Genomic DNA, 26,350 nt, shown 5'->3' on the forward strand with positions numbered 1-26,350 from the left:
GCCACCTGACTCACGATGCGACCCTGCCAATGACCGATCTGACGCTTTATCACAACCCGCGTTGCTCGAAATCCCGCGCCGCCCTCCAGCTCTTGGAAGAGCGCGGCCTGACGCCCGACATCGTGCGCTACCTGGATACCCCCCTCAGCGCGGCCGAACTGCGTGATCTGCTCGGCAAGCTGGGCATTGGCGCCCGTGAATTGCTGCGCAGCGGCGAAGACGAATACGCGCTACTCGGCCTCGGCGCCACCGACCTGGACGATGCCCGTCTGATCGAGGCCATGGCCGCCCATCCCAAGCTTATCGAACGCCCGATCCTGGTGGTCGGCGACAAGGCGGTGATCGGCCGGCCGACGGAAAAACTGCTGGAGATCCTGCCGTGAGTGCGCCGTACATCCTGGTCCTGTATTACAGCCGCCACGGCGCCACTGCCGAGATGGCCCGCCACATCGCCCGGGGCGTCGAGCAGGCCGGCCTGGAAGCGCGCCTGCGCACCGTGCCTGCGGTCTCCACCGAATGCGCAGCCGTGGCTCCGGAGATCCCGGCCGAAGGCGCGCTCTACGCCACCCTGGACGACTTGAAGAACTGCGCTGGCCTGGCCCTCGGCAGCCCGACCCGCTTCGGCAACATGGCCGCGCCCCTGAAGTATTTCATCGACGGCACCAGCGGCCTGTGGATGACCGGCGAGTTGGTCGGCAAGCCCGCCGGCGTCTTCACCTCCACCGCCAGCCTGCACGGCGGCCAGGAAACCACCCTGCTGTCGATGATGCTGCCGCTGCTGCACCACGGCATGCTGATCACCGGCCTGCCCTACAGCGAATCGGCCCTGGTTGAGACCCGTGGCGGCGGCACGCCCTACGGTGCCAGTCATCACGCCGGTGCGGACGGCAAACGCGCCCTGGATGAACACGAAATCAGCCTGTGCCGCGCACTCGGCCAGCGCCTCGCCGTCACCGCACTGAAACTGGAGCCTGCCCGTGGCTAAAACCCCCATGCCCCTGCCATCGCTCGACTGGCTGAAACCGCGCCTGGCCATCAGCCGGGCGATCAGCCTGGTGAGTTTCGTGGCGCTGGTGCTCTTGTTGCTGGTGTGGAACCTGGTGTATGCCGAGCTGCCGGGCAACCTGCTGTGGGTCATCCTGGCCTTCCAACTGGTACCGCTCCTGCTGCTGGCGCCCGGCCTGGTGCTGGGCAACGCCCGGGCGCACGCCTGGACCTGCTTCGTGGTCAACCTGTACTTCATCCAGGGCGTGCTCGCCGCCTTCGACCCGTCCAAGGCGCTGTTCGGCTGGCTGGAAACCCTGCTCAGCTTCACCCTGTTCTGCGCCGCCCTGATGTACACGCGCTGGTGCTTCCAGCACGCCCGCAAACTGGCCGGGGAAGCCTGATGCGCCTGGTGCTGCTGCCGGGTTTGAACGGCAGCAGCCACCTGTTCCGCCCGTTGCTGGATGAACTGGACGGTATCCCCATCGAGGTGCTGGAACTGCCGGCAGAAGGCCCGCAGGACCACGACAGCCTCGCTGCGACCCTACACAGGCAACTGGGTGAGGAGCCCTTCGTTCTGCTCGGCGAGTCGTTTTCCGGTGCCATCGCCTACCGCATCGCCTTGCAGCAACCGCCAGGCCTGCGCGGCGTCATCTTCGCGGCCTCGTTTTTATCCCGCCCCTCGGCACTGCTGCCGCTGATTCAATACCTGCCCATCCCGCGTCCGCTCTCGACCCTTTCAGCGGCGCTGAAACTATTCTGCGTCGGCCGGGATGCCAGTGACGAGCTGCTGCAGCAACTCAAGCAGGAGATTCGGCTGATACCCGATGCACTATTGCGCGCCCGGCTGCAGAGCCTGGCCGAACTGCGAGCACCGCAGCAACGCCTGGCGCTGCCAGCCTTGCACCTCTGGCCCCGGCAGGACCGGCTGGTCTCGCACGAAGCCGCCCGCCAACTGGCCGAGCACTGCGACGATTTACGCCAAGTTCAGGTGGAAGGCCCGCACTTCATCCTGCAAACGCAGGCTGCGGTGTGTGCGCACGCCATCCGCGGCTTCATGGCCGAACTGCAGGGCGGAGAACAGGCACTGGATCAGCGGTAGGGCCGTGCGCCCTACCAGCCCAGGGTTTCCTTGAGGAAGGGAATGGTCAGCTTGCGCTGGGCCTGCAGCGAGGCCTGATCCAGGCGCTCCAGCAGTTCGAACAGGGCGCTCATGCTGCGTTCGCCGCGGGTCAGGATGAAACGACCGACCTCGTCGCTCATGTGCAGGCCGCGACGCGAGGCCCGCAATTGCAGCGCACGCAGCTTGTCCTCGTCGGACAGCTCGTGCAGCTGGAACACCAGTGCCAGGGTCAGGCGCGACTTGAGGTCAGGCAGGTTGACCGCCAGCTCCCGCGGCGAATGACTGGCCGCCAGCAGCAGGCGCCGACCGCTGTCGCGCAGGCGGTTGAACAGGTGGAACAGCGCCTCTTCCCACTGGGCATTGCCGACCACACCGTCCAGACCGTCCAGGCAGACCAGTTCGCACTGTTCGAGGTTATCCAGCAGCTCCGGGCCGTACTGCGACAGCTCGCGCAGCGGCAGGTAGACCGCCTGCTCGCCCCGCTGCTCGAAACGCAGGCACGCGGCCTGCAGCAGGTGGCTGCACCCGACGCCCTCGGCGCCCCACAGGTAGATCAGGCTTTCCGTCCAGCCGGCATCCGCTTCGCACAGGCGCTCGACATAGCCGAGCGCCGCGGCATTGGCGCCCGGGTAGTAGTTGGCAAAGGTGGCGTCGTCGCGCAGACGCACCCCTAAAGGCAATTGAATGGGTTTCATGCAGGGCTAGGCGGCTCGTCAGGCCCGCCTCCAGACTCTCCGTAAAGTGAGGAAAGTTTATAGAAATCATGCGCATGGCGCAGCAAAACCATGATCACCGCCGCCACCGGCAACGCCAGCAGCACACCGGTGAAGCCGAACAGCTGCCCACCGGCCATGATCGCGAAGATCACCGCCACCGGGTGCAGGCCGATGCGGTCGCCCACCAGCAGCGGGGTCAGCAGCATGCCTTCGAGCAATTGCCCGACCATGAACACCACGCAAATCCCCAGCAACGGGTAGAACTCGACGCCGAACTGGAACAGACCGGCGGTGATCGCGGCACCCAGACCGACCACCACGCCCAGGTACGGCACGATGCTGGCAAGGCCCGCCAGGATGCCGATCAACAGGCCCAGCTCCAGGCCGATCAGCATCAGGCCAACGGCGTACATGGCCCCCAGCGCCAGCATCACCAGCAACTGGCCGCGCAAGAACGCACCCAGCACCTCGTGGCACTCGCCGACCAGCTGCACCACGATGCCTTCACGGCTGCGCGGCAGCAGGCCACGCAGCTTGGTCATCATCACGTCCCAGTCGCGCATCAAGTAGAAGCTGACCACCGGGATCAGCAGCAGGTTGGCCAGCCAGGCCATCAGCGCCAGGCTCGAAGCGGTCACCTGCGAGAGGATGCCGCCGGCAATGTCGGTGGTCTTGCCCAGGTGCTCCGAGAACGCCGCCTTGAGCTGGTCAAAGCGCCAGAAACCCTCGCTCAGCCCCAGCTTGAGCTGCACCCAGGGCAGGACCTGGTGCTGGACCCAGTCGATCATCTGCGGCGCCAGCTCATAGAGGCGTACCAGCTGACGACCGAGCATCGGGATCAGTACCAGCAGCAAAATCGCCAGGACCAGGCTGAACAGGGTGAACACCACCACCACGCCCCAGGTGCGCGACAGCTTGTGGCGCTCCAGGCGGTCGACCAGGGGATCCCCCAGGTAGGCGAGCAGGATGCCCACCAGGAACGGCGAGAGGATCGGATGCAGCAGGTAGAGCAGCCAGCCGAGCAGCAGCACCCCAGCTATCCATAGCCAGCGAGTCGTCATGATCATGTCCAATCCTCGGTTCGCAAAACAGACGGTCCGGGCCGCTTCACCGCGCAGCCCCCGGCGGGCAAAAAGAAACCGCTGCACAGTGTGCAGCGGTTTCATGACTGAAATCGGCGGCCAGTCTACCAGCGAAAGCGCAGGACATCCGTGCGCGGTTGCACCGGTGCGGTCGGCTGTTGAACCGTCGGCGCCTGGCTCGCATCCACCGCTGCCGGATCGGCTGTGGCAGGTTCGACCGGGGCGGGTTCGGCGGCAGGTGCTTCGGCCGGGGCCTCGTGCAGGCCGATCAGGCCGAGCTGGGCACGCAGTTGCTCGGCACTGGCATTGACCTGGTAGACCAGGCGGTCGCCGTCGACCTCGCTCAGTTGCGCCGCGAACGGCTCGAGAATGCGCTGCAGCTCGGCATAGCGCGCAAGGTCCGCGCCGAGAATTTCCAGGGTCAGGCTGGACGCGGCACCGGCACGCACCACAAAACGCGGCGCCAGGCGCTCACTCACCGCCAGCATCACCGCATCGGCCAGTGCGGCCTGGTCGACGCCTTCGGCCTTGCCCTGTTCGCGCTCATCGCCCAGCCACAGGCGCCATTCGGCACGCCACTGGCCGCTCTCTTCCCGTGCCTGTACCGCCAGCAGCGCATCGGCCGCATAACGCTCGGAGGCCGAACGCAGGGCCGCCGGATCGGTGGCGGAGAGGTTTTCCGCGGTGGCCACCAATTGCTCGCTGAGGTCACCCAGGGGCAGACGCAGCGGCAGGCCACGGTGCTGGGCCGCCTGGCGCAGCGGTGCGGCGCTGGCCTGGCCATCACCGACCATGTTGGTGCCGGTGCTGGCGTCGTTCAGCCACCAGGCCAGGATCGCCGGGCGGTTGGCGCCCCACAGCGACAGGCCGGCCTGGCGCAGGCTGCGGTCGGTGCTGACCGGATCGAAGTCGACCAGCAGCTTGTCGTCTTCGTACCCGTACTGGCTGACGATCTGCTGCGGGTCCTTGCGCAATTCGGCGAGGGCCTGGCCCTGGGCAGCCTCGCGGCTGCCGGTCAGGCGCAGCACCAGGGTTTCCAGGGCGCGCCCGAGGGCGGCGTTGCGCTCTTCCGGATCCTGGCTGGCGACGGGTTCGCGCACCTGGTACAGGTCGTTCACCGTCGCCGCGAATCCCGGCAGGCTCAACAGTGACAGACACAGAACAAGCAAGCGAGCGATCGGGCGCATGTAAGACGTTCTCGACGGATGGAAAGTGAGGTGCAGCGGCCTGGCAGGCCCTGCCTGAAGGCCTATACCTTAAACAGCCGCCTGCGCCCCGGCAACCTTGGCACCGCTTGGCTGGCCGCTGCCGGGCAAGCCTGATAAAATCGCGCGCCTTCGCGGACCGGTCCCTGAATGCCGGTGCATATCCGATTTTCCCCTTCAAAGGCCTGGATCTATGAGCAAGCAACCTTCCATCAGCTACAAGGACGCAGGTGTAGATATCGACGCGGGCGAAGCCCTGGTCGAACGCATCAAAGGCGTTGCCAAGCGCACCGCCCGTCCTGAAGTCATGGGTGGCCTGGGCGGCTTCGGCGCCCTTTGCGAGATCCCGGCCGGTTACAAGCAGCCGGTGCTGGTATCCGGCACCGACGGCGTCGGCACCAAGCTGCGCCTGGCGCTGAACCTGAACAAGCACGACAGCATCGGCCAGGACCTGGTCGCCATGTGCGTGAACGACCTGGTGGTCTGCGGCGCCGAGCCGCTGTTCTTCCTCGACTACTACGCCACCGGCAAGCTCAATGTCGACGTAGCCGCCACCGTGGTCACCGGCATCGGCGCCGGCTGCGAACTGGCCGGTTGCTCCCTGGTGGGCGGTGAAACCGCCGAGATGCCGGGCATGTACGAAGGCGAAGACTACGACCTGGCCGGTTTCTGCGTCGGCGTGGTGGAAAAGGCCGAGATCATCGACGGTTCGAAAGTGGCCAGCGGCGACGCCCTGATCGCCCTGCCGTCCTCCGGCCCGCACTCCAACGGCTACTCGTTGATCCGCAAGATCCTCGAAGTGTCCGGCACCGACATCGAAAAGACCCAGCTCGACGGCAAGCCGCTGGCCGACCTGCTGATGGCGCCGACCCGCATCTACGTCAAGCCGCTGCTCAAGCTGATCAAGGACACCGGCGCGGTCAAGGCCATGGCCCACATCACCGGCGGCGGCCTGCTCGACAACATCCCGCGCGTGCTGCCGGACAACGCTCAGGCCGTCATCGACGTGGCCAGCTGGACGCGTCCGGCGGTGTTCGACTTCCTGCAGGAAAAAGGCAACGTCGACGAGCACGAGATGCACCGTGTGCTGAACTGTGGCGTGGGCATGGTCATCTGCGTGGCCCAGGACCAGGTCGAAGTCGCCCTCAAGACGCTGAGCGCTGCCGGCGAGCAGCCGTGGGTGATCGGCCAGATCGCTGACGCCGCCGCAGGCGCCGAACGCGTCGTGCTGAACAACCTGAAAAGCCATTGATGCCGACAGCCTGCAATGTAGTGGTGCTGATTTCCGGCTCCGGCAGCAACCTGCAGGCGCTGATCGACAGCCTGCAGCCGGGCGTGAGCCCGGCGCGCATTCGCGCCGTGATCTGTAACCGCGCCGACGCCTATGGCGTCGAGCGTGCCCGCAACGCCGGGATCGACACCCGGGTGCTCGACCACACGCAATACGACGGCCGCGAAGCCTTCGACGGGGCGCTGATCCAGACCATCGACGCCTTCGAGCCGCACCTGGTGGTACTGGCCGGGTTCATGCGCATCCTCACCCCGGGCTTCGTCCGTCATTACGCCGGGCGCCTACTGAATATCCACCCTTCGCTCCTGCCCCGGCACAAGGGCCTGCACACGCACCAGCGCGCCCTGGAAGCCGGCGACCGCGAGCATGGCTGCAGCGTGCATTTCGTGACCGAGGAACTCGATGGTGGGCCTCTGGTCGTACAGGCAGTGGTACCGGTACAGTCCGACGACACGCCGGAGAGCCTGGCCAGACGCGTACACATCCAGGAACACCAGGTTTACCCCATGGCCGTTCATTGGTTTGCCGAAGGCCGCTTGCAACTGGTAGAACAAGGCGCAATGCTGGACGGCAGCCTGCTGCCGAGCACCGGTCAGATCATTCGAGCCTAGATTCCACCACGCGCCACCTACTCAGCCGTATTAGGAGACAACATGCGTCGCGCACTACTGTTCGCCCTCGCCCTGTTCAGCCTGCCAGCCCTGAGCGAAGAGCTGAAGCCTTTCTCCGCCAGCTACACCGCCGACTGGAAACAGCTGCCCATGAGCGGCTCTGCCACCCGCAGCCTCGAAGCGCTCGACGAAGGCCGCTGGCAGCTCAACTTCGAAGCCTCGATGCTGGTTGCCGGCCTGACCGAAGAAAGCACCTTCCGCCTGGACCAGGACACCTTCCTGCCCCTGACCTACCGCTTCGAGCGCAACGGCCTGGGCAAAGGCAAGGAAGTCGAGCAGGACTTCGACTGGAACGAAAAACAGGTCATCGGCAACGACCGCGGCGACCCGGTTCGCTTTCCGCTGAACCGCGGCCTGCTGGACAAATCCACCTACCAGCTGGCCCTGCAGCATGACGTGGCCGCCGGCAAGAAAAGCATGAGCTACCAGGTGGTCGATGGCGACGAGATCGAAACCTACGACTTCCGCGTGCTGGGTGAAGAAGTGGTACGTACCAAGGCCGGCCTGATCGACGCGATCAAGGTCGAGCGCGTGCGCGACCCCACCCAGAGTAGCCGCAAGACCGTGCTGTGGTTCGCCAAGGATTGGGGCCATCTGCTGGTGCGCCTGCATCAGGTGGAGAAAGACGGCAAGGAATACCAGATCATGCTCAAGGACGGCACCGTCGACGGCAAGCCGGTCGAAGGGCGTCGCGACTGAAGCAGGGTATCCAACAAAAAGCCGGGCAATGCCCGGCTTTTTGTTGCAGCCACCTTCGCCCCGAGTCGGGGCTCCCACAGTCCATCGCCTGCTCCGCAAGCCACGCCAAGCCACGTTATTTGTAGGAGCAGCGCCCCGCGGCGAATGCTGGCCTCAGCGCTGCAGGAGTAATCGGTTACTCTTCGGCTCACACAATCGTGCGACACGGGTGAATGACATGAGCGATGACTACCAACCCCTGGCCTGCGCGCTGTACGACTACCTTGAGGTTGCCTGCCTGCACCATTACCGGCTGCACATCGAACTGGTCGACGGCGGTACGCTGGACGCCGAGGCGCTGACCACGGAAACCCGCGCCAGCAAGGAGGAATTTCTGGTGGTGCGCAGCGATCAGGGTGAGCAGCACCTGCGCATGGACCAGATGATCGCGGTCACCCCGCTGACGCCGGGTGCCCGTTTCGGTCGGGTGCTGTTGAACAACCGGGCCTGCTGAGCGCCCCGCCAGGCGCGCTCAGCAGGCAGGTGGGTCACCACATCAGGTCGTCCGGCACCTGGTAGGCCGCGTACGGATCGTCCTCGTCCGGGGCCTCGGTCGGGGTATTGAGCAGCACCACGCGCCGCTCGTCGCGCTCCTGGATCTTCAGCGCGGCCTCACGGGGGATGACTTCATAACCGCCGCCGTGGCGCACGATGGCCAGCGAGCCGCGGCTGAGCTTGTCGCGCATCAGGGCATTCACCGACAGGCGCTTGACCTTCTTGTCGTCGACGAAGTTGTAGTAGTCCTCGGTGGTCAGCTTGGGCAGGCGGGACACTTCGATCAGTTGCTTGATCTGCGCGGCGCGGGATTTCTGCTCGGCCTTTTCCTGCTGCTGGCGGTTCAGTTCCTGGTCGCGGGCCGCTTTCTCGGCCATGGCCTGCTGGGCGGCGAGCTTCTGCGACTCATCCTTTTCGACCTGCCCTTTCTGCTCGAGGCGCTTCTGCTTCTGTTGCTGCTTGCCGGCCTGCTTGGCCTGCTTTTCGTTGACCAGCCCGGCCTTGAGCAGCTGATCGCGTAGTGAGAGAGCCATACCTTACCTATAACAACGAAGGATAAATGCAGGGCAGGACCACGCTGCCCGATCGATCCGTGCAGTGCCCTAGCAGCCTGACGGACCCTGTTTTTCCAGCTTCTTGGCTTCGCCCCACAGGGCATCCATGTCTTCCAGGCTGCAATCTTCGATCGGACGACCGGCTTCACGCAATGCCTGTTCGATAAAACGAAAGCGCCGCTCGAACTTGCCGTTCGCCGCCCGCAACGCCGCCTCGGGGTCGACCTTGAGGTGGCGGGCCAGGTTGGTCACCACGAACAACAGGTCGCCGATTTCCTCGGCAATGGCCGCCGGGTCGTTTTCGCTCATGGCTTCGAGGACTTCATCCAGTTCCTCGCGCACCGCATCGACCACCGGCAATGCATCCGGCCAGTCAAAGCCGACCTGGGCTGCGCGCTTCTGCAACTTGGCCGCCCGGCTCAGGGCCGGCAACGCGGCCGGGACGTCATCGAGCAGGGACAATTGCTCCGGCGCGGCCGCTTTTTCAGCGCGCTCCTCGGCCTTGATCGCTTCCCAGCGCTGCTTGATGGCGGCCTCTTCGAGCCGTGCCATGTCCGGCGCACCATACAGGTCGCCATCGGGAAAGACATGGGGATGGCGGCGCACCAGCTTGCGGGTGATGGCGTCGACCACCTCGGCGAACGCGAAACGCCCCTCTTCCTGCGCCAGCTGGCTGTAGTAGACCACCTGGAACAGCAGGTCACCCAGTTCCCCCGGCAGGTGCTCGAAATCCGCCCGCTCGATGGCGTCGGCGACCTCGTAGGCCTCCTCCAGGGTGTAAGGCACGATGGTCGCGTAGGACTGCTTCAGGTCCCACGGGCAGCCGTACTGCGGATCGCGCAGGCGGGCCATGAGGTGCAACAGGTCGTCGAGTTGGTACATGGGAACTCACACGATGGGAAAGGCCGTCACGGCGCGCATCGGGCAACCCGACGCGCGCCGCAGTGCACGTCAGGACACCCGGTGACGGCGCGCTTCGATGATGTTCGGCAGTTGGCTGATGCGCCCCAGCAGGCGCCCCAGGGCATCCAGTCCGGGGATTTCCACGGTGATCGACATCGACGCGGTGTTGTCTTCCTTGTTCGAGTGGGTGTTCACCGCCAGTACATTCAGGCGCTCGTTGAGCAGCACCTGGGTCACGTCGCGCAGCAGACCCGAACGGTCATAGGCACGGATGACGATATCCACCGGGTAGGTGGACACCGGGACCGGGCCCCAACTGACCTGGATGATCCGCTCCGGCTCGCGCCCCGCCAGTTGCAGCACGGCGGCGCAGTCCTGGCGGTGGATGCTCACGCCGCGGCCGAGGGTGATGTAGCCGACGATCGGGTCCCCCGGCAACGGCTGGCAGCAGCCGGCGATCTGCGTGAGCAGGTTGCCGACCCCTTCGATCTGCACGTCGCCGCGCTTGCCCGGCTTGAACCCCAGGGCCTTGCGCGGGATCAGTTCGAGCTGCTCGCTGCTGCGCTCCGGTTCGACCAGTTGCTGCGCCAGATTGACCACGTGGGCCAGGCGCAGGTCACCCGCACCGAGCGAGGCGAACAGGTCCTCGCTGGACTTCAGGTTGGCTTTTTCGCCGAGCTTTTCGAAATCCACGTTCGGCAGCGCCAGGCGGCCCAGCTCGCGCTCGAGCATGGCTTTGCCCGCCGCGACGTTCTGGTCGCGGTCCTGCAGCTTGAACCAGTGGACGATCTTCGCCCGCGCCCGCGAGGTGGTGACGTACCCCAGGTTGGAGTTCAGCCAGTCGCGGCTCGGCGTGCCGTGCTTGCTGGTGATGACCTCCACCTGCTCGCCGGTCTGCAGGCTGTAGGTCAGCGGAACGATGCGCCCGTTGATCTTCGCGCCCCGACAGTTATGCCCGATCTCGGTGTGCACCCGGTAAGCGAAGTCCAGCGGCGTCGCGCCCTTGGGCAGGTCGATCGCATGGCCGTCGGGGGTGAAGACGTAGACCCGGTCCGGTTCGATATCAACCCGCAACTGCTCGGCCAGGCCGCCGATGTCGCCCAGCTCTTCGTGCCATTCGAGGACCTGGCGCAGCCAGGAAATCTTCTCTTCGTAATGGTTGGAGCCGGATTTGACGTCGGTGCCCTTGTAGCGCCAGTGCGCGCACACCCCCAGCTCGGCTTCCTCGTGCATGGCGTGGGTGCGGATCTGCACCTCCAGCACCTTGCCTTCCGGCCCGAGCACGGCGGTGTGCAGCGAGCGGTAGCCATTTTCCTTGGGATTGGCGATGTAGTCGTCGAATTCCTTGGGAATGTGCCGCCACAGGGTGTGCACGATGCCCAGCGCGGTGTAGCAGTCGCGCATTTCCGGCACCAGTACCCGCACCGCGCGGACGTCATAGATCTGACTGAACTGCAGGCCCTTGCGCCGCATTTTCCGCCAGATCGAGTAGATGTGCTTGGCCCGGCCGCTGAGGTCGGCCTTGATGCCGGTGGCTTCGAGCTCGTCACGCAGCTGGTTCATCACCTCGTTGATGTACTGCTCGCGGTCGAGCCGGCGCTCGTGCAGCAAGGTGGCGATCTGCTTGTACTGCTCGGGTTCCAGGTAGCGGAAGGACAGGTCCTCCAGCTCCCACTTGATGTGGCCGATGCCCAGGCGATGGGCCAGCGGCGCGTAGATGTCGAAGACTTCCCGGGCCACCCGCTGGCGCTTCTCGTCGTCGGCTTCCTTGACCGCGCGGATCGCGCAGGTGCGCTCGGCGAGCTTGATCAGCGCGACGCGCACGTCGTCGACCATGGCCACGAGCATCTTGCGCAGGTTGTCGACCTGGGCCTGGGAGCCCAGGACCAGGGAATCGCGGGGGTTGAGGCTGGTGCTGATGGCGGCCATGCGCAACACGCCTTCGATCAGCTTGGCCACCACCGGGCCGAAACGCTGATGGACGGCGGCCAGGGTCACCTTGCCCTCGCGCACGCCGCGGTAGATGACCGCGGCGATCAGGGAATCCTGATCGAGCTTGAGGTCGGCGAGGATTTCGGCGATTTCCAGCCCCGCGCGGAAGCTGGACGCCCCTTCCGACCACAGGTTCTGGGCCGCATTGGCCTGCTGTTCGGCCTCACGGGCAAACTCGCAGGCATCGCGCAATGCGTCATGGTCCAGCGCCGGGTCGACGCTGAGGACATAGGCCAGCCAGGCCTCTAGGTTGATGCTGCCGTCATCGTTGATCGGCTGGTGCGCTCTAACCTGAACCATCTTGCTTACCTTCCCTACGGCAGACCCGGGGTCCGCCGAACAGTCGCCAGCCTTCTACGAGGCGGTCGGTTTAACCACATGTGGGCGCACTCCTTGTGCACCCCTACTGGCCGTAGATAAGGCCGGTCCGGTCAAAACCCAAGGGCCTCGCACCGCTTGCCTCTACCACGACCGTTCACGCTACTGCCGCACGAACAACGCCATCGCTTCGACATGCGCCGTCTGCGGAAACATATCGAGGATGCCGGCCCGTTTCAGCCGATACCCTTGCGCCTGCAACTCGGCGCTGTCTCGCGCCAGGGTTGCCGGGTTGCATGACACATACAGCACCCGCTCGGGCGCCAGTGACGCCATCTGCCTGACCGCCTGCAATGCCCCGTCGCGCGGGGGATCGAGCAGTACCGCAGCGAACCCACCCTGAGCCCAGGCCGTATCGGCCAGCGGGTTGGACAGGTCCGCCTGGAAAAAGTGCGCATTGCCCAACTGATTGCTCACGGCATTCTGCGCGGCGCGGTCCACCATCGTCTGCACGCCCTCCACCGCCACCACCTCGGCGCTCTGCCGGGCCAGTGGCAAGGCAAAATTACCCAAACCGCAGAACAGATCCAGCACCCGTTCGTCCGGTCGAGGCGCCAGCCAGCTCAGCGCCTGGGCCACCATTGCCTCGTTCACCGGCGCGTTCACCTGCACGAAATCGCCGGGACGGTAGGCCAGCTCGACGTTCCAGGCCTCCATCCGGTAGCCGAGCGGCAGCGCGGCATCGTGCGGTTGCGGCTCACCCGCTCCCTGCAACCATAGCTGCGCCTGGTGCTCGCGGCAGAAAAGCTGCAGGCGTTCCAGGTCCGCCGGTCCCAGGGTGGCGGTGTGGCGCACCAGCACCGCGCTGTCGGTGCCGTTGAACAGTTCGACATGGCCAATGGCCTGGGGCTTGTCCAGGGCACGCAGGGTGGCCGGCAACGCCTGCAGGATCGGCTGCAAGGGCTGTACCAGAACCGGGCACTGGTCCATGGCGATGATGTCCTGGCTGGCGGCGGCGCGAAAACCGACGTCCAGTTGCCCGGCCTTGGCGTTCCAGCGCACCGCGATGCGCGCGCGGCGGCGGTAAGCGAATTCTGGTCCGGCCAACGGCGGCGCCCATTCTTCGGGCTGCACGCCGCCAAGGCGTTCGAGCTGCTCGGCCAGCATGCGCTGTTTCAGGGCGAGCTGGTCGTCGTGGGGCATGTGCTGCACCGTGCAACCGCCACAGGTGCGGGCATGGGCGCAGGGTTCGGTACGGCGCTCCGGGCTGGCCTGCAGCACCCGCTCGGCGCGTGCTTCGACCACTTTGCTGTGGGCACCGAGCACCCGGGCCTCGATCTCCTCACCGGGCAACGCACCACTGACGAACCAGGTGCGGCCCTCGACGAAACCGATGCCCCGGCCGTCATTGGCCAGGCGTTCGATCGCCAGGCGCTGCTTCTTGCCCACGGGAACCTGCGGCGCGCGCGAACCGCCGCTCGGCTGAAAGCGCAAACCGCCCGACTTCTTGGCCATCAGGCCTCCGGCGTGTCGTACACGCCTGTGGACAGGTAACGGTCGCCACGGTCGCAGATGATGGCCACCATCACCGCGTTCTCCACCTCTTGGGACAGGCGCAGCATGGCCGCCACCGAACCGCCCGACGACACGCCGCAGAAGATGCCTTCTTCACGGGCCAGACGACGCATCACGTCCTCGGCCTCGCGCTGGGCCATGTCGACCACGCGGTCCACGCGCTCGGCCTGGTAGATCTTCGGCAGGTATTCCTGGGGCCAACGTCGGATGCCCGGGATGGCCGCGCCTTCCATCGGCTGCAGGCCGACGATCTCGATCGCCGGGTTCTGCTCCTTGAGGTAGCGCGAGGTGCCCATGATGGTCCCGGTGGTGCCCATGGAGCTGACGAAATGGGTGATGGTCCCGCCGGTCTGGCGCCAGATCTCCGGCCCGGTACCGCTGTAATGGGCTTCGGGGTTGTCGCCGTTGGCGAACTGGTCGAGCACCTTGCCGCGGCCTTCGGCCTGGAGTTTTTCCGCCAGGTCGCGGGCGCCCTCCATGCCCTCCTCCTTGCTGACCAGGATCAGCTCGGCGCCGTAGGCGGTCATCGCCCACTTGCGCTCGTCGGTGGAGTTGTCCGGCATGATCAGGATCATCTTGTAACCCTTGATCGCCGCCGCCATCGCCAGGGCGATGCCGGTGTTGCCACTGGTGGCCTCGATCAGGGTGTCGCCGGGGCGGATGTCACCGCGCAGCTCGGCCCGGTTGATCATCGACAGGGCCGGACGGTCCTTGACCGAACCGGCCGGGTTGTTGCCTTCCAGCTTCACCAGCAGGGTATTGGACGTAGCGCCGGGCAGTCGTTGCAGGCGCACCAGCGGGGTGTTGCCGATGCAATCGGCGATGGTGGGGAATTGCAGGGTCATGGGGTCGCTCGAATCCGGACTGACGCGAAGGGCCGTCATGATACGCCTAACCCGTCGCGGCATCACGCCGCGATCAGCATCGCGGCGTGACGCCCCCATTCCTTGCCGGCGGGATCACAGCGCGGCGCTGAAATCCTTCAGGGTGGCCATCAGGCCCTGATAGCCGCCGGTGGCGATGTACCAGGTGGCTGGCTCGAGGTAGAACACCTGGCCGTTCTTGTAGGCGGAACCGGCGGCGATGCCTGCGTGGTTGGCCAGGGTCTGCGGGCCCTTGCCCTCGCCACCGGTGGCCGCGCCACGGTCCAGCACCACCAGCCACTGCGGTTGCTCCTTGAGGGCAGCCTCCAGACGGACCTTCTGCCGCTCGCGCAGCTGCTTGGCTTCCGGTGAATCCGGGGCCGGGCGCGCCTGGGCCGATGGCGCCACCGCCTCGACCACCGCCCGGGTGCCCAGCACCTCGTTGAGCATGCCGAAACGCTCACCCGGCGCATGCAGCATCAGCGCATCGTTGATGGTGAACAGGGTCAGCGAACTCAAGCCCTGGCTCTTGCCGTGCAGCGCGGCCAGGGCCTGCTTCAGCTCGGCATCGAGCTGCGCGGCCCGCTGTTCCTTGTCGAAGAGGGCGCCCAGCAGTTGCAGGTTGCCGTACACGCCCGCCAGGAACTGGTCCGGGGCAATGCTCAGGTCGATGGTCGGCGCCACCTCGGACAGCTGGTCGTAGGCCGCGCTGGAACGCCCGCCGATGATGATCAGATCAGGCTTCAGCGCTTGCAGGGCGGCGTAGTCCGGCTCGAACAGGGTGCCGATGTTGGCGGCGCCACGCCCCTCGTACTTCGCCTTGAGGTACGCCGGGCCCGCCATCTGAGGCACGCCAGCGGCGGAAACGCCGAGGGCGTCCAGGGTGTCGAGCACGCCCAGGTCGAACACGGCCACGCGCTTGGGCGCCTCATCGAGCGTCAGGTTGCCCTGACGGTGCTGCACATCCAGCGGGAATGCCGCCTGGGCAACGGGCATGGCCACCATCAGGCTGGCGATCAGCAACAGTTTCTTCGCAATGGGTTGGAACAAGGGCACGGTCGTTTTCCTTTTATCAGGCTTTTATCGGGTGAAACCGGCTGGGGACTCTCTGGAGCCTGGGGTTCAGGCAGTCAGCCACAGGGAATGCCCCGATCCGCGCCTGCAGCAGGCGCGGATCGGGTGAGGCGGATCAGAAACGCTGGGTGAAGGCGAACATGTAGCGCCGGCCGTCCAGGTTGGAGGCGAAGCCGTCTTCGATGTTGACCTTCTTGTTGCCGAGGTTATAAACGCCGGTCTTCAGGCTCAGGTCCTTGGTGGCCTGGTAGACGAGGCCGACATCGACAAAGCTGTAGGACGGGTAGGTCACGCCGTTGGTACTGGCACCGCTGGTGCCGGTCTGCCAGCGCCCCGAGGTTTCGCCCCGGAAGTTGAACTGGGTCCACAGGTTGAGTTTTTCGGTGGCCTGCCAGTCCAGGGAGGCGTTGAACATGTGCTTGGCCACGTCGTTGAGCGGCTCGCCCTTGTACTCGCCGGACTTCTGCTCGGTGTGGGTGAAGGTGTAGCTGTGGCGGTACATCACGTCCGGCAGCAACTGGTAGTCGAGGGTGAACTCGACGCCCTTGAGTTCGGCCTTGGCGATGTTCTCGTAGGCGGTGTAGCCGAAGGCATGGGCCGGATAGGAGGTGCCGTTGTATTCGCACGCGACGTTCTGCGCGCACACGCGGCCGGTGCGGTTGATCTTGTCTTCGTAATCGATCTTGTAGACGGTCAGCGTGGTGTTCAGGCCGTGCTCGATGTTCTCGTAGGCGATGCCGAGCTCATGGTTGACGCTGGTTTCCGGCGTCAGATCGGGGTTGCCGATGATCACCCCGCCCCGGGAGGTCGCCCCGAAATCGGTGGCGCTAGACCGCAGGCTCGGTGCCTTGTAGCCGGAGGTCATGCCGCCCTTGAGGGTGAAGTTGTCGTTCAGGTGGTAAACGGCATAGACCTTGGGACTGAAATGGCCGCCGAACACCTGATTGTCGTCGTAGCGGCCGCTGAGGGTCAGGGTCAGGTCGTCGGTCAGGCTCCAGTCGTCCTCGAGGAAGATCGAGTTCTGGTAGCGGTTCATCTCGACCACCGCGTCGGCCACCGGCACCACGGGCGGGCGCAGACCACTGGTGGAGCCGTCTTCCAGGTTTTCGTACTTGTGCGTCAGGCCGCCGGTCAGGGTGTGGGCACCCATGAAATAGGTGGCCTGGGTGTTGGCGGTCAGCACCTCGAACTCGATGCCGTTGCCGGTGTTGGCGTTGACACGGCTCGGGTTCTCGGTGGTGTCGTAGTCGATGTAGCTGTTCCACAGCAGGTCGTCAAAGCGGCCTTCGTGGGTCACGTAGTAGTTCTTCTTGATCGACTCGTTGTAGGACGCCTCTTCGGTGGCGGCCACGCTGCGGCCCGGGTGGGTCCAGCGCTCCTGCACGGCCTGGGTGTGACCCAGGGTCAGCATGTTCTGCTCGTCGATGTTCCAGCTCAGCTTGCCACCGGCGTTGCGGCGCTTGTACTCAGGGTCGGAAGCCTGGCTGTCATCGGCGCCGGTGAAATGGCTTTCTTCCTGCTTCTGGAAGTCGCCGGTCAGTTGCAGCGACAGCACGTCGTCGATCAGCGGCGCATTGAGGTAGGCGCTGGTCTGGAAACCGTCCTCGTTGACCTTGTTCGAGCTGTCGGCCATCAGGTATTCGCTGGTGATGCTGCCCGACCACTCATTGCGGCTGCGCTTGGTGATGACGTTGACCACACCGCCCATGGCATCGGAACCGTACAGGGAAGAGGCCGGGCCGCGAATGACCTCGATGCGCTCGATGGCTTCCAGCGGCGGCAAGAAGTTGATCGGCGTGCCGCCCTGGGTACCGTTCAGGCCGAAGGAGTCGTTGCCCTGCACCGGGCGGCCGTCGATCAGGAACAGGGTGTAGTCGGAGGTCATGCCGCGAATCATCACGGAGCGCTCGACCCCGCCGCCGGCGATCTGCACGCCGGCCACGTTCTTCAGCGCATCGGTGATATCGCTGTAGGACTTCTTCTTCAGCTCTTCGGCGGTAATGACCGAGATACTGGCAGGCGCATCTTTGACGCTCTGTTCAAAACCGGAGGCCGTGACGACCACCGGACCGAGGTCCGCCGGCTCATCGGCGTGGGCCGAACAGGCCAGGGACGCCAGGGCAGTGACCAACAGGGTGTTCTTGAACGCTGGCTGCCGTGCGGCACCGAGCGCGTATGAAGCGCGTGACATCTGGATCTCCTGATCATCACCGAAGGTGATTCGTCGGTTCAGTAAGTGCGACGAGCCAGGCGGCTCGACTTACGACCGGAAAGGCCGCAGGCATGCAGGCGGAAGGGGGGTCACCCCCATCGAGAAGCGCCGTTCAGACATGCCCGCGCCAACCGCCGACGCAGATGATACGCAGAGCTAAATGCGAGTAAATCCTATTTACAATCTATACACTTTTCATCCGCAGGCAGACCCGCAGGCCGGGGTCACCCGCTTCCGCCCACACGCCACCGCCCTGCATCTCCACCACGCTGCGTGCGATGGCCAGGCCGAGGCCGAAGCCATCGCCGCCCGGGCGGGCTGCATTGAGCCGGGTGAACGGACGGAAAATCTGTTCGAGCTGATCCGCCGGGACACCCGGCCCCTGGTCATCGACCCACAGGTGCCAGTGGGTTCCTGCACGACGCCCCGCCAGGCGCACCACGCCATCGGCGGGTGAATGGCGAATGGCGTTGCGCAGGATGTTTTCCAGGGCCTGGGCCAGGCCGTTGAGGTTGCCCCGCACCCTGCACTCGGCCGGCAGCTCGCAGGGCAGTTGCTGCACGTTCCAGCCGGTCTCGAAGCAGGCGTTTTCCCGCAGCACGTCCCACAACCGGCCGACATCCACCGGTTCCAGCGGCAGGCTCGGGCGTTCGGTGTCCAGCCAGACCAGTTCCAGGGTTTCGCCGATCAGCTTGTCCATGCCCTCGACCTCGCGCTCCAGGCGCTGGCGCAGCGCATCGATGTCCTGCTCGTTCTCCCCCGCCACCCGCAGCCGGCTGAGCGGCGTGCGCAATTCGTGGGACAGGTCGCGCAGCAGCTGGCGCTGGAACGACACGGTGTTTTCCAGGCGCCCGGCCATGTGGTCGAAGGTGCGCGCCAGCTCGCCCAGCTCGTCGCGTCGGCGCGCCACCTGCGGGCCGACCCGGGCGGACAGATCACCCGCACTGAGGGCCGCCGCCTGGCGGCGCAGGATCGCCAGCGGCGCGATCAGCAGGCGGTACAGCAGCACGCCGAGCACGATCGCCAGCAGGGTCGGCAGCACCCGCTGCGCCAGCACTTCCCACAGTTCGCTGTACTTACGCGGACTCAAGTGCGCGGGCAACTCCATCACCAGGCGCCGCTCACCATCGGTGAAGGGAATGTAGAAGGTCGGCGTACCGCCGGGCCGGCCCACGGGGAAGTCGAGCTTGCGCACGAAATTCAGCCGCTGCCGTTCCTCCTCGGTCAGCGGCACCGAGGACAGGGAGTGCTGGTGCTCATCGACCACCACCGCCCAGATCTGCTCGCGCTGGCGCAGGTCCTGCAGAAAGTCATCGACGCCGGCCACGCCGCGCTCATCCAGGGCCGTCTCGGCCTTGCGGGCATGCTCGACCAGCACCGCCTTGGTCGACGCCGGCAGGTAGGACGTGGCCTCCGTCAGCAGGCGCCCCAGGTCCACATGCAGGCTCACCAGCAACAGGCAGAACAGCGCCAGTGCGCCGGTCAGTCTCCAGAACAGCGAGTGCCAGCCTGGCAGGCTCATGGGTTGGCCTGGACGAGCACGTAACCCTTGCCCCAGACCGTTTCCACCCGCGACGCGGTGTAGCCGATGGACTGCAGCTTGCGGCGGATATGGCTGACGTGCATGTCCAGGCTGCGGTCATGCTGCGCATAGGCCCGGCGCAGGGCCTGCTGGTACAGGAAGGGTTTGCTCAGGGCTTCGTCCTTGTGCCGCCAGAGCAGATCCAGCAGCCGGAACTCGGTGGGCGTCAGCCCTGCCCAGGCACCCGCCAGGCTGACATCCGCCCGGCCTTCGTCGAACTGCAACGCGCCTTCCGGCACGGGAGCCGACTGGTCCCGGCGCTCGTAGGCCACCCGCCGCAGCACGGCATCGATACGCACACTCAGCTCGCCGAGGCTGAACGGCTTGGGCAGGTAATCGTCGGCGCCCTGGGTAAAGCCGGCGATGCGGTCCTGCTCGGCGCCCAGCGCCGACATCAGAATCACCGGCACGCCGCGGCGCTTGCGCAGCTGCTGCAGGGCCTCCAGGCCACTGAGGCCGGGCAGCATGATGTCCATCAGCACCAGGTCGTAATCGCCCCGCTCGGCCAGGTGCAGCCCCTTGCCACCGTCGTCGCTCAGGGTCACGTCGAAGCCGCGGCCCTGCAGGTGCGATTGCAGGTGGGCGGCGAGCAGCGGGTCGTCTTCGACCGCCAGGATACGGGGGGAAACAGAGAAACAGGCCTGCATCACGAATACACCACAACGGTAAATGAGAACAATTCTACCGCCGATCCACGTGACACTCACCTACAGATTCTCGAACGGTGAATCGCTACACTGCGCAAACGACAACGCGGGAGGAATCGAGTGTTCAAGGATCTAGGCATCAAAGGCCGCGTGCTCATGCTCACCCTGCTGCCGACCAGCCTGTTGGCGCTGGTGCTCGGCGGCTACTTCACCTGGGTGCAACTCTCCGGCCTGCAGGCGCAGCTGCTGCAACGCGGGCAAATGGTCGCCGAGCAGCTTGCGCCCCTCGCTGCACCGGCTCTGCAGCACAGCGACGCGGCCCTGCTGCAGCGCATCGCCAGCCAGGCCCTGGAACACCCGGACGTTCGCGCCGTGAGCTTCCTCGGCGCCGAACGCACGCGCCTGGCCCATGCCGGGCCGAGCATGCTGACCCCGGAACCGGTGCTCGGCGAATCCCAGGCTGGCCAGCACAGCGGCCAGGACACCACGCGCTTCCTGCTGCCGGTGCTGGAACAGCACCTGAGCTTCACCGACGAAGCCTCAGTCCCCGACAGCGAACGCCTGCTCGGCTGGGTCGAGCTGGAGCTGTCGCACCACAACACCCTGCTCAGCGGTTACCGCAGCCTGGTCACCAGCCTGCTGCTGATCGCCACCGGCCTGATCGTCACCGCCCTGCTCGCCCTGCGCATGAGCCGCAGCATCAACGAGCCCCTGCTGCAGATAAAGAACGGCGTCGCGCAGCTCAAGGACGGCCACCTCGAAACCCGCCTGCCGCCCCTCGGCAGCCATGAGCTGGACGAGCTGGCATCCGGCATCAACCGCATGGCCGAGGCCCTGCAGAACGCCCAGGAAGAGTTGCAGCACAGCATCGACCAGGCCACCGAAGACGTGCGCCAGAACCTGGAAACCATCGAGATCCAGAACATCGAGCTGGACTTCGCGCGCAAGGAGGCCCTGGAGGCCAGCCGCATCAAGTCCGAGTTCCTGGCCAACATGAGCCACGAGATCCGCACCCCGCTCAACGGCATCCTCGGCTTCACCAACCTGCTGCAGAAGAGCGAGCTGACCCCGCGCCAGCAGGACTACCTGGGCACCATCGAGAAATCCGCCGACAGCCTGCTCAGCATCATCAACGAGATCCTCGACTTCTCGAAGATCGAGGCCGGCAAGCTGGTGCTCGAAAGCATTCCGTTCAACCTGCGCGACCTGCTTCAGGACACCCTGACCATCCTCGCCCCGGCGGCCCACGAGAAACAGCTGGAACTGCTCAGCCTGGTGTACCGCGATACGCCGCTGTCGCTGGTCGGCGACCCCCTGCGCCTGCGCCAGGTGCTGACCAACCTGGTGAGCAACGCCATCAAGTTCACCCGCAAGGGCAGCATCGTCATCCGTGCCATGCTCGAGGACGAGGACGCCGACCGCGCGCAGTTGCGCATCAGCGTGCAGGACACCGGCATCGGCCTGTCGCCGGACGACCTGCGCGCGCTGTTCCAGGCCTTCAGCCAGGCGGACAACTCCCTGTCGCGCCAGGCCGGCGGCACCGGCCTGGGGCTGGTGATTTCCAAGCGCCTGATCGAACAGATGGGCGGCGAAATCGGCGTGGACAGCAGCCCGGGCCAGGGTTCCGAATTCTGGATCAGCCTGAGCCTGCCCAAGGCCCGCGACGACGCCGAAGACCTGCCGCGTCCGCCGCTGCTGGGCCGTCACGCGGCGATCCTGGAAAGCCACGACCTGTCGCGCCAGGCCCTGCAGCACCAGCTCGAAGACTGCGGCTTGCAGGTCCACGCCTTCGCCGACATCGATGCCCTGGTCGAAGCGGTCGGCACCTCACGCCAGGGTGCCCAGCGCATCGACCTGGCGGTGCTCGGCGTCACCGCACAGCACCTGCCCCCCGAATACCTGGGCCAGCGCGTCTGGGACCTCGATCACCTGGACTGCAAGAGCGTGGTGCTCTGCCCCACCACCGAGCAGACGCTCTACCACGACATCCTGCCCGACGCCCACAGCCAGTTGCAGGCCAAGCCGGCCTGCACGCGCAAGCTGCAACGGGCCTTGTCCGACCTCATCAGCCCGCGCCACACCCGCCAGGAAATCGTCCAGCCGGGGCCGAGCCGCACACCGAAGATCCTCTGCGTCGACGACAACCCGGCCAACCTGCTGCTGGTGCAGACCCTGCTGGACGACATGGGCGCCAAGGTCACCCCGGCCGACAGCGGCTATGCCGCGCTGGACCTGGCGAAGGCAGAGAATTTCGACCTGATCTTCATGGACGTGCAGATGCCCGGCATGGATGGTCGGCAGACCACCGAAGCGATCCGCCAGTGGGAAAGCGAGCGCAACCAGACGCCGGTGCCCATCGTCGCCCTCACCGCCCATGCCCTGGCCAACGAAAAGCGCGCGCTGCTGCAAAGCGGCATGGATGACTACCTGACCAAGCCCATTGGCGAGCGGCAACTGGCCCAGACCCTGCTCAAGTGGACCGGCCTGTCGCTGCGCAACCTGGGGCCGGAGCACCCGCAGAACCACGAAGGTCCCGGCCAGGCAGCCGAAGTCCTCGACGCCGCCGAAGGCCTGCGCCTGGCCGCCGGCAAGGCCGACCTGGCGGCGGACATGCTCGCCATGCTGCTGGCCGGTTTGCCAACCGACCGGCAGGCGATCCGCCAGGCCCGGGAGTCCGGCGACCGCACGGCGCTGATCGAACGCGTGCACCGCCTGCACGGCGCGACCCGCTACTGCGGCGTGCCGCAGCTGCGCGCAGCCTGCCAGCGCAGCGAAAGCCTGCTGAAGCAGAACGACCCGGCGGCGCCCCAGGCCCTGGATGAGCTGGACGAAGCCATCGAGCGGCTGGCCACGGTCGCCGAAACCACCGCCTGACCGGCAACGGAGACGCCCAGTCGATGCGCATCATCCTGTTCAGCAGCAAGCCCTATGACTGTGACAGCTTCGCCACGGCCGACTTTCCCGCTTCCTGGCACCTGCAGTACCAGGAAGCCCGGCTGTCGCTGGACAGTGCCGCCCTGGCCAAGGGCTGCGAGGTGGTCTGCGCCTTCATCAACGACGACCTCGGTGCCCCGGTACTGGAGTGCCTGGCCGAGGGCGGCACGCGCCTGATCGCCCTGCGCTCGGCGGGCTACAACCATGTCGACCTGGCGGCCGCCGAGCGGCTCGGCCTGTGCGTGGTGCATGTCCCGGCCTACTCGCCCTTCGCGGTGGCCGAGCACGCCGCGGCGCTGATCCTGGCGCTCAACCGCCGCCTGCACCGCGCCTTCAACCGCACCCGCGAAGGGGATTTCTCCCTGCATGGCCTGACCGGCTTCGACCTGCACGGCAAGACCGTCGGCATCGTCGGCGCCGGCAAGATCGGCCTGGCCCTGGCGCGGATCATGGCCGGGTTCGGTTGTCGCCTGAAGGTGTTCGATCCCTACCCGGTCAGCGACCTGGAGCGCCTGCCAGCGCAGCAGGTGCCGCTGGAACAGCTGATCCGTGAAAGCGACATCATCAGCCTGCACTGCCCGCTGACGGACAGCAGCTACCACCTGATCGACGCCGAACGCCTGCAACACATGAAACGTGGCGCCATGTTGATCAACACCGGGCGCGGCGCGCTGATCGACACCCCAGCGCTGATCGACGCCCTGAAGAGCGGCCAGTTGGGCTACCTGGGCCTGGACGTCTACGAGGAAGAAGCGGCGCTGTTCTTCGAAGACCACTCCGACCTGCCGTTGCAGGACGACGTGCTGGCGCGACTGCTGACCTTTCCCAACGTGATCGTCACCGCCCACCAGGCCTTCCTCACCCGCGAGGCGCTGGCGGCCATCGCCGGCACCACCCGCGACAACATCGATGCCTGGGCGGCCGGCTCGCCGGTCAATCGGGTTCAGCCCCGCCCGTGATAGCATTCGCGCCAATCCGGAGGAACCATGGCTGAACACGATTTTCGCTACAACCTGCTCAACCCCGAACACACCCTGATCGAGTGCCGCGCCCTGGCGCCGGGCCGTTACCAGGTCACCGGCAACGGTGGCTCGATACAGGGCGGCGACAGCCTGCTGGTCACCCTCAAGGGCAGCAAGGACCTCTCCATGCGCCTGCAAGTGGAAAAAGTCCGCCACCTGATCAACCCGCCCGGCCAATGGGTGGCCGTCGCCCACGGCCCGGTCTTCGGCGAACTGGCCATCCACACCTGGCAGGTGAAATGCGACAGCTGTGACAAACAGCTGGACTTCGAATTCGCCGTCGACGCCAGTCTCGGCAAGAAAGCCCAGGCCCCCGCCGCCCAAGCCCGCATCCATGAACTGGGCTGGCGCAGCGTCGGGGAGCGCCACCTCTGCCCACGCTGCCAGAAGGAAGCCTGATGAAACACGCACTCAGCATCGGCCTGCTCGGCACCAGCCTGCTCGGTTGTGCCAGTGCCCCCCTGCAACTGGAAACGGAACGCACTTACCAGGTGGAATGGATCGGCGAGCGCCCGCTCATCGACCGCAGCCACCTGACCATCACCCTCGACGGCGAAGGCCGTGCCTATGGCAACGCGGGCTGCAACCACTGGTTCGCCAGCTACACCCTGGACGGCAAGAGCCTGAGCTTCGGCGCGCCGGGCAGCACGCGCAAACTCTGTGCGCCGGCGTTGATGGAGCAGGAAGGCCGTTTCCTCGAGTACCTGGGGACGGTGGTGCGCTGGGACATGTCTTCGCAGGACCAACTGCGCCTGTGGCCGGCCGACGGCAAGCCGATCCGCCTCTGGCCGGAAGAAGGCTGAGTCCAGCCGCGGCTAGGACGAGAACAGCTCCAGCTGCTCCTGCCGGCCCCGCAGGTCGTGCAGGCGCACGCCCACCCCGAGCAGGCGCACCGGCTTGTTGCCCCGGGCGAACGCGGCGCCCAGCAGTGCGGTGTAGCTGGCCAGGTCGCGCCCTGCACCGGCCTGCTCCAGGGTGGTCTGGGTGAAGTCGTGGAACTTGACCTTGACGAAGGGTTTGTCCGGCCGGTAACTCGCATCCAGCCGCGTCATGCGCCTGGCCAGTTCGTCGAGCAATTGCGGTAACTGCGCGACGCAGGCGGCAAGATCGGGCAGGTCCTGATCGTAGGTGTTTTCGACACTCACCGACTGGCGGCGACTGTCGGTCTGCACCGCCCGCTCGTCGATGCCACGCGCCAGGTTCCACAGGCGCTCGCCGAAACTCCCGAATTCCCGAACCAATGACAACTTGCCGCGCTCGCGCAGGTCCTGGCACAGGACAATGCCCCGACGGGCCAGCTTGTCGGCGGTGACCTTGCCAACACCATGCAAGGTGCTGACCGGCAGCTCCGCCACGAAATCATCGACCTGGTCCGGGGTGATCACGAACAGGCCGTTGGGCTTCTTCCAGTCACTGGCGATCTTGGCCAGGAACTTGTTCGGCGCGACCCCGGCAGACACCGTGATGTGCAGTTCCTGGGACACCCGCCGACGGATTTCCTGGGCGATTCGCGTGGCGCTGCCCGCGCAGTGCGGGCTGTCGGAGACGTCCAGGTAGGCTTCATCCAGCGACAACGGCTCGATGATGTCGGTGTAATCACGGAAGATCGCGTGAATTTCCCGGGAAACCGCCTTGTAGACATCCATCCGCGGCTTGACGATCAGCAGGTCGGGACAGAGTTTGAGCGCATGCCCCGACGCCATGGCCGAGCGTACGCCGTAGGCCCGGGCCTCATAGTTGCAGGTGGCGATCACGCCCCGGCGATCCGCCGCCCCGCCCACCGCCAAGGGCTTGTTGGCCAGGCTCGGGTCGTCGCGCATCTCGATCGCCGCGTAGAAGCAGTCGCAATCGACATGAATGATCTTTCGCGCGCCCATCGTTTCGCTACAGGCGGCAGGTCACTGTTCGGCCGCGCTGGCGGGCGCCGCTGGCGCGGTGTCGGTTTCGGCGGGCTTGTCCAGATACGCCTTGGCCACCAGCACCACGATCATTGCCAGAGCCGCCAGGCGCAGGTAAGTGACTTTGTTGGACAAGCGGGTGCCGCACGCCGGGCAGGCTTCCAGGCCATTCATCACGGTTGCGCCGCAGGCTTTGCATTCACGTCCCATGGGGGTCCTCCTGTTGAATAGCCGCGGACTCTAGCCCAACACTCCCCTCCGGGGCTACGCCGCGCCGATGAGGCCACACTGCCTGTCGATACCTATCGACATTCAACCGGCAAAAAGCCGCCCCTTCAAGCGGCTGAAACGCCCGTATGACAGGGCCGAAGCCGCTTCGAGGCGTTGACCGGAAACGCTAAGCATCTGAACAAAAAACATTTTTTCCGAAGGTAACGGTTGACAGCCCCCCGCAGATGGATAGAATGGCCG

At 65.9% G+C, this 26,350-nt stretch carries 26 protein-coding genes; 12 read left to right on the top strand and 14 right to left on the bottom strand.

Going from position 1 to position 26,350, the window contains the following annotated elements:
* Window positions 1–29: 29 nt before the first annotated feature.
* From arsC to N5C28_RS23025, 4 genes are read left to right on the top strand one after another with little or no spacing between them, the layout of a single operon-like run.
* Entirely contained in the window at window positions 30–383 is a 354-nt protein-coding gene (arsC, locus tag N5C28_RS23010; RefSeq protein WP_279825728.1) for an arsenate reductase (glutaredoxin), read from the top strand.
* Entirely contained in the window at window positions 380–985 is a 606-nt protein-coding gene (wrbA, locus tag N5C28_RS23015; RefSeq protein WP_279825729.1) for an NAD(P)H:quinone oxidoreductase, read from the top strand. Before arsC ends, wrbA begins: the two co-directional genes overlap by 4 nt.
* A complete protein-coding gene (locus N5C28_RS23020; protein ID WP_279825731.1) occupies window positions 978–1,388 on the top strand; it encodes a DUF2069 domain-containing protein in 411 nt (136 codons plus the stop codon). The genes wrbA and N5C28_RS23020 overlap by 8 nt, the downstream gene beginning before the upstream one ends.
* Window positions 1,388–2,086: an alpha/beta fold hydrolase gene (locus N5C28_RS23025; protein WP_279825733.1), complete on the top strand. Its 699-nt coding sequence runs from the start codon at window positions 1,388–1,390 to the stop codon at window positions 2,084–2,086. Before N5C28_RS23020 ends, N5C28_RS23025 begins: the two co-directional genes overlap by 1 nt.
* An 11-nt stretch (window positions 2,087–2,097) precedes the next feature.
* Here N5C28_RS23025 and hda read toward each other — a convergent pair whose 3' ends face one another.
* The 3 genes from hda to N5C28_RS23040 form a co-directional block, all read right to left on the bottom strand.
* The gene (gene hda, locus N5C28_RS23030; protein ID WP_279825735.1) at window positions 2,098–2,802 is read right to left on the bottom strand and encodes a DnaA regulatory inactivator Hda; all 705 of its coding nucleotides are present in this window, start codon (window positions 2,800–2,802) and stop codon (window positions 2,098–2,100) included.
* Window positions 2,799–3,890 carry an AI-2E family transporter gene (locus tag N5C28_RS23035; protein ID WP_279825737.1) on the bottom strand — a complete coding sequence of 364 codons (1,092 nt, stop codon included), beginning with the start codon at window positions 3,888–3,890 and terminating at the stop codon, window positions 2,799–2,801. Before N5C28_RS23035 ends, hda begins: the two co-directional genes overlap by 4 nt.
* A gap of 119 nt (window positions 3,891–4,009) precedes the next feature.
* Complete coding sequence (locus N5C28_RS23040; protein ID WP_279825739.1) at window positions 4,010–5,092, bottom strand: DUF2066 domain-containing protein; 1,083 nt, start codon at window positions 5,090–5,092, stop codon at window positions 4,010–4,012.
* A 211-nt stretch (window positions 5,093–5,303) separates the two neighbouring features.
* Here N5C28_RS23040 and purM point away from each other — a divergent pair, with 211 nt between their 5' ends.
* The 4 genes from purM to N5C28_RS23060 all read left to right on the top strand — a co-directional run bounded on the left by purM (window position 5,304) and on the right by N5C28_RS23060 (window position 8,264).
* On the top strand, window positions 5,304–6,362 hold the full coding sequence (purM, locus tag N5C28_RS23045; RefSeq protein WP_279825741.1) for a phosphoribosylformylglycinamidine cyclo-ligase: 1,059 nt from the start codon (window positions 5,304–5,306) through the stop codon (window positions 6,360–6,362).
* Window positions 6,362–7,012 carry a phosphoribosylglycinamide formyltransferase gene (gene purN / locus N5C28_RS23050; RefSeq protein ID WP_279825742.1) on the top strand — a complete coding sequence of 217 codons (651 nt, stop codon included), beginning with the start codon at window positions 6,362–6,364 and terminating at the stop codon, window positions 7,010–7,012. The genes purM and purN overlap by 1 nt, the downstream gene beginning before the upstream one ends.
* Before the next feature lie 42 nt (window positions 7,013–7,054).
* A complete protein-coding gene (locus N5C28_RS23055) occupies window positions 7,055–7,771 on the top strand; it encodes a DUF3108 domain-containing protein (protein ID WP_279825743.1) in 717 nt (238 codons plus the stop codon).
* Window positions 7,772–7,988: 217 nt separating this feature from the next.
* Window positions 7,989–8,264 (top strand): Rho-binding antiterminator, encoded by a 276-nt coding sequence (locus tag N5C28_RS23060; RefSeq protein WP_279825744.1) that lies wholly within the window; start codon window positions 7,989–7,991, stop codon window positions 8,262–8,264.
* A gap of 34 nt (window positions 8,265–8,298) precedes the next feature.
* On the opposite strand, the gene N5C28_RS23065 is transcribed toward N5C28_RS23060, so the two are convergent.
* The 9 genes from N5C28_RS23065 to N5C28_RS23105 all read right to left on the bottom strand — a co-directional run bounded on the left by N5C28_RS23065 (window position 8,299) and on the right by N5C28_RS23105 (window position 20,025).
* Window positions 8,299–8,838 (bottom strand): DUF2058 domain-containing protein, encoded by a 540-nt coding sequence (locus N5C28_RS23065; RefSeq protein WP_279825745.1) that lies wholly within the window; start codon window positions 8,836–8,838, stop codon window positions 8,299–8,301.
* A gap of 69 nt (window positions 8,839–8,907) precedes the next feature.
* Entirely contained in the window at window positions 8,908–9,741 is an 834-nt protein-coding gene (gene mazG / locus N5C28_RS23070; protein WP_279825746.1) for a nucleoside triphosphate pyrophosphohydrolase, read from the bottom strand.
* Window positions 9,742–9,810: 69 nt separating this feature from the next.
* The gene (gene relA, locus N5C28_RS23075) at window positions 9,811–12,054 is read right to left on the bottom strand and encodes a GTP diphosphokinase (RefSeq protein ID WP_279825747.1); all 2,244 of its coding nucleotides are present in this window, start codon (window positions 12,052–12,054) and stop codon (window positions 9,811–9,813) included.
* A gap of 180 nt (window positions 12,055–12,234) precedes the next feature.
* Window positions 12,235–13,587: a 23S rRNA (uracil(1939)-C(5))-methyltransferase RlmD gene (gene rlmD, locus N5C28_RS23080; RefSeq protein ID WP_279825748.1), complete on the bottom strand. Its 1,353-nt coding sequence runs from the start codon at window positions 13,585–13,587 to the stop codon at window positions 12,235–12,237.
* Window positions 13,587–14,492, bottom strand: coding sequence for a cysteine synthase CysM (cysM, locus tag N5C28_RS23085; protein ID WP_279825749.1), 906 nt, complete (start codon window positions 14,490–14,492; stop codon window positions 13,587–13,589). The genes rlmD and cysM overlap by 1 nt, the downstream gene beginning before the upstream one ends.
* A 114-nt stretch (window positions 14,493–14,606) precedes the next feature.
* Window positions 14,607–15,566: a siderophore ABC transporter substrate-binding protein gene (locus N5C28_RS23090; RefSeq protein WP_279825750.1), complete on the bottom strand. Its 960-nt coding sequence runs from the start codon at window positions 15,564–15,566 to the stop codon at window positions 14,607–14,609.
* 133 nt (window positions 15,567–15,699) lie between these two features.
* Entirely contained in the window at window positions 15,700–17,775 is a 2,076-nt protein-coding gene (locus N5C28_RS23095) for a TonB-dependent receptor (protein WP_279825751.1), read from the bottom strand.
* Window positions 17,776–17,980: 205 nt separating this feature from the next.
* Complete coding sequence (locus tag N5C28_RS23100) at window positions 17,981–19,318, bottom strand: sensor histidine kinase (protein WP_279825752.1); 1,338 nt, start codon at window positions 19,316–19,318, stop codon at window positions 17,981–17,983.
* Window positions 19,315–20,025, bottom strand: a complete 711-nt coding sequence (locus N5C28_RS23105; protein WP_279825753.1) for a response regulator transcription factor — start codon at window positions 20,023–20,025, stop codon at window positions 19,315–19,317. The genes N5C28_RS23100 and N5C28_RS23105 overlap by 4 nt, the downstream gene beginning before the upstream one ends.
* A 120-nt stretch (window positions 20,026–20,145) precedes the next feature.
* On the opposite strand from N5C28_RS23105, the gene N5C28_RS23110 reads away from it, so the two are divergent.
* From N5C28_RS23110 to N5C28_RS23125, 4 genes are read left to right on the top strand one after another with little or no spacing between them, the layout of a single operon-like run.
* Window positions 20,146–22,899 (top strand): response regulator, encoded by a 2,754-nt coding sequence (locus N5C28_RS23110; RefSeq protein WP_279825754.1) that lies wholly within the window; start codon window positions 20,146–20,148, stop codon window positions 22,897–22,899.
* 23 nt (window positions 22,900–22,922) lie between these two features.
* Complete coding sequence (locus tag N5C28_RS23115; RefSeq protein WP_279825756.1) at window positions 22,923–23,918, top strand: 2-hydroxyacid dehydrogenase; 996 nt, start codon at window positions 22,923–22,925, stop codon at window positions 23,916–23,918.
* 27 nt (window positions 23,919–23,945) lie between these two features.
* On the top strand, window positions 23,946–24,380 hold the full coding sequence (locus N5C28_RS23120; RefSeq protein WP_279825757.1) for a hypothetical protein: 435 nt from the start codon (window positions 23,946–23,948) through the stop codon (window positions 24,378–24,380).
* Window positions 24,380–24,784, top strand: coding sequence for an META domain-containing protein (locus tag N5C28_RS23125; protein ID WP_279825758.1), 405 nt, complete (start codon window positions 24,380–24,382; stop codon window positions 24,782–24,784). The genes N5C28_RS23120 and N5C28_RS23125 overlap by 1 nt, the downstream gene beginning before the upstream one ends.
* 12 nt (window positions 24,785–24,796) lie before the next feature.
* Here N5C28_RS23125 and dinB read toward each other — a convergent pair whose 3' ends face one another.
* The gene (gene dinB, locus N5C28_RS23130; protein ID WP_279825759.1) at window positions 24,797–25,858 is read right to left on the bottom strand and encodes a DNA polymerase IV; all 1,062 of its coding nucleotides are present in this window, start codon (window positions 25,856–25,858) and stop codon (window positions 24,797–24,799) included.
* A 21-nt stretch (window positions 25,859–25,879) separates the two neighbouring features.
* The gene (locus tag N5C28_RS23135; RefSeq protein WP_279825760.1) at window positions 25,880–26,089 is read right to left on the bottom strand and encodes a hypothetical protein; all 210 of its coding nucleotides are present in this window, start codon (window positions 26,087–26,089) and stop codon (window positions 25,880–25,882) included.
* Between the last annotated feature and the right edge of the window lie 261 nt (window positions 26,090–26,350).

The sequence above is a fragment of the Pseudomonas sp. GD03944 genome, from assembly GCF_029839275.1.
Classification (GTDB): Bacteria; Pseudomonadota; Gammaproteobacteria; order Pseudomonadales; family Pseudomonadaceae; genus Aquipseudomonas.

Excerpts from the sequence above, each read along its gene's own strand:
- arsC (WP_279825728.1), top strand. The coding sequence starts at position 30 with ATGACCGATCTGACGCTTTATCACAACCCGCGTTGCTCGAAATCCCGC.
- N5C28_RS23025 (WP_279825733.1), top strand. The coding sequence starts at position 1,388 with ATGCGCCTGGTGCTGCTGCCGGGTTTGAACGGCAGCAGCCACCTGTTC.
- hda (WP_279825735.1), bottom strand. The coding sequence starts at position 2,802 with ATGAAACCCATTCAATTGCCTTTAGGGGTGCGTCTGCGCGACGACGCC.
- N5C28_RS23035 (WP_279825737.1), bottom strand. The coding sequence starts at position 3,890 with ATGATCATGACGACTCGCTGGCTATGGATAGCTGGGGTGCTGCTGCTC.
- N5C28_RS23040 (WP_279825739.1), bottom strand. The coding sequence starts at position 5,092 with ATGCGCCCGATCGCTCGCTTGCTTGTTCTGTGTCTGTCACTGTTGAGC.
- purM (WP_279825741.1), top strand. The coding sequence starts at position 5,304 with ATGAGCAAGCAACCTTCCATCAGCTACAAGGACGCAGGTGTAGATATC.
- purN (WP_279825742.1), top strand. The coding sequence starts at position 6,362 with ATGCCGACAGCCTGCAATGTAGTGGTGCTGATTTCCGGCTCCGGCAGC.
- N5C28_RS23055 (WP_279825743.1), top strand. The coding sequence starts at position 7,055 with ATGCGTCGCGCACTACTGTTCGCCCTCGCCCTGTTCAGCCTGCCAGCC.
- N5C28_RS23060 (WP_279825744.1), top strand. The coding sequence starts at position 7,989 with ATGAGCGATGACTACCAACCCCTGGCCTGCGCGCTGTACGACTACCTT.
- N5C28_RS23065 (WP_279825745.1), bottom strand. The coding sequence starts at position 8,838 with ATGGCTCTCTCACTACGCGATCAGCTGCTCAAGGCCGGGCTGGTCAAC.
- mazG (WP_279825746.1), bottom strand. The coding sequence starts at position 9,741 with ATGTACCAACTCGACGACCTGTTGCACCTCATGGCCCGCCTGCGCGAT.
- relA (WP_279825747.1), bottom strand. The coding sequence starts at position 12,054 with ATGGTTCAGGTTAGAGCGCACCAGCCGATCAACGATGACGGCAGCATC.
- rlmD (WP_279825748.1), bottom strand. The coding sequence starts at position 13,587 with ATGGCCAAGAAGTCGGGCGGTTTGCGCTTTCAGCCGAGCGGCGGTTCG.
- cysM (WP_279825749.1), bottom strand. The coding sequence starts at position 14,492 with ATGACCCTGCAATTCCCCACCATCGCCGATTGCATCGGCAACACCCCG.
- N5C28_RS23095 (WP_279825751.1), bottom strand. The coding sequence starts at position 17,775 with ATGTCACGCGCTTCATACGCGCTCGGTGCCGCACGGCAGCCAGCGTTC.
- N5C28_RS23100 (WP_279825752.1), bottom strand. The coding sequence starts at position 19,318 with ATGAGCCTGCCAGGCTGGCACTCGCTGTTCTGGAGACTGACCGGCGCA.
- N5C28_RS23105 (WP_279825753.1), bottom strand. The coding sequence starts at position 20,025 with ATGCAGGCCTGTTTCTCTGTTTCCCCCCGTATCCTGGCGGTCGAAGAC.
- N5C28_RS23115 (WP_279825756.1), top strand. The coding sequence starts at position 22,923 with ATGCGCATCATCCTGTTCAGCAGCAAGCCCTATGACTGTGACAGCTTC.
- N5C28_RS23120 (WP_279825757.1), top strand. The coding sequence starts at position 23,946 with ATGGCTGAACACGATTTTCGCTACAACCTGCTCAACCCCGAACACACC.
- N5C28_RS23125 (WP_279825758.1), top strand. The coding sequence starts at position 24,380 with ATGAAACACGCACTCAGCATCGGCCTGCTCGGCACCAGCCTGCTCGGT.
- dinB (WP_279825759.1), bottom strand. The coding sequence starts at position 25,858 with ATGGGCGCGCGAAAGATCATTCATGTCGATTGCGACTGCTTCTACGCG.
- N5C28_RS23135 (WP_279825760.1), bottom strand. The coding sequence starts at position 26,089 with ATGGGACGTGAATGCAAAGCCTGCGGCGCAACCGTGATGAATGGCCTG.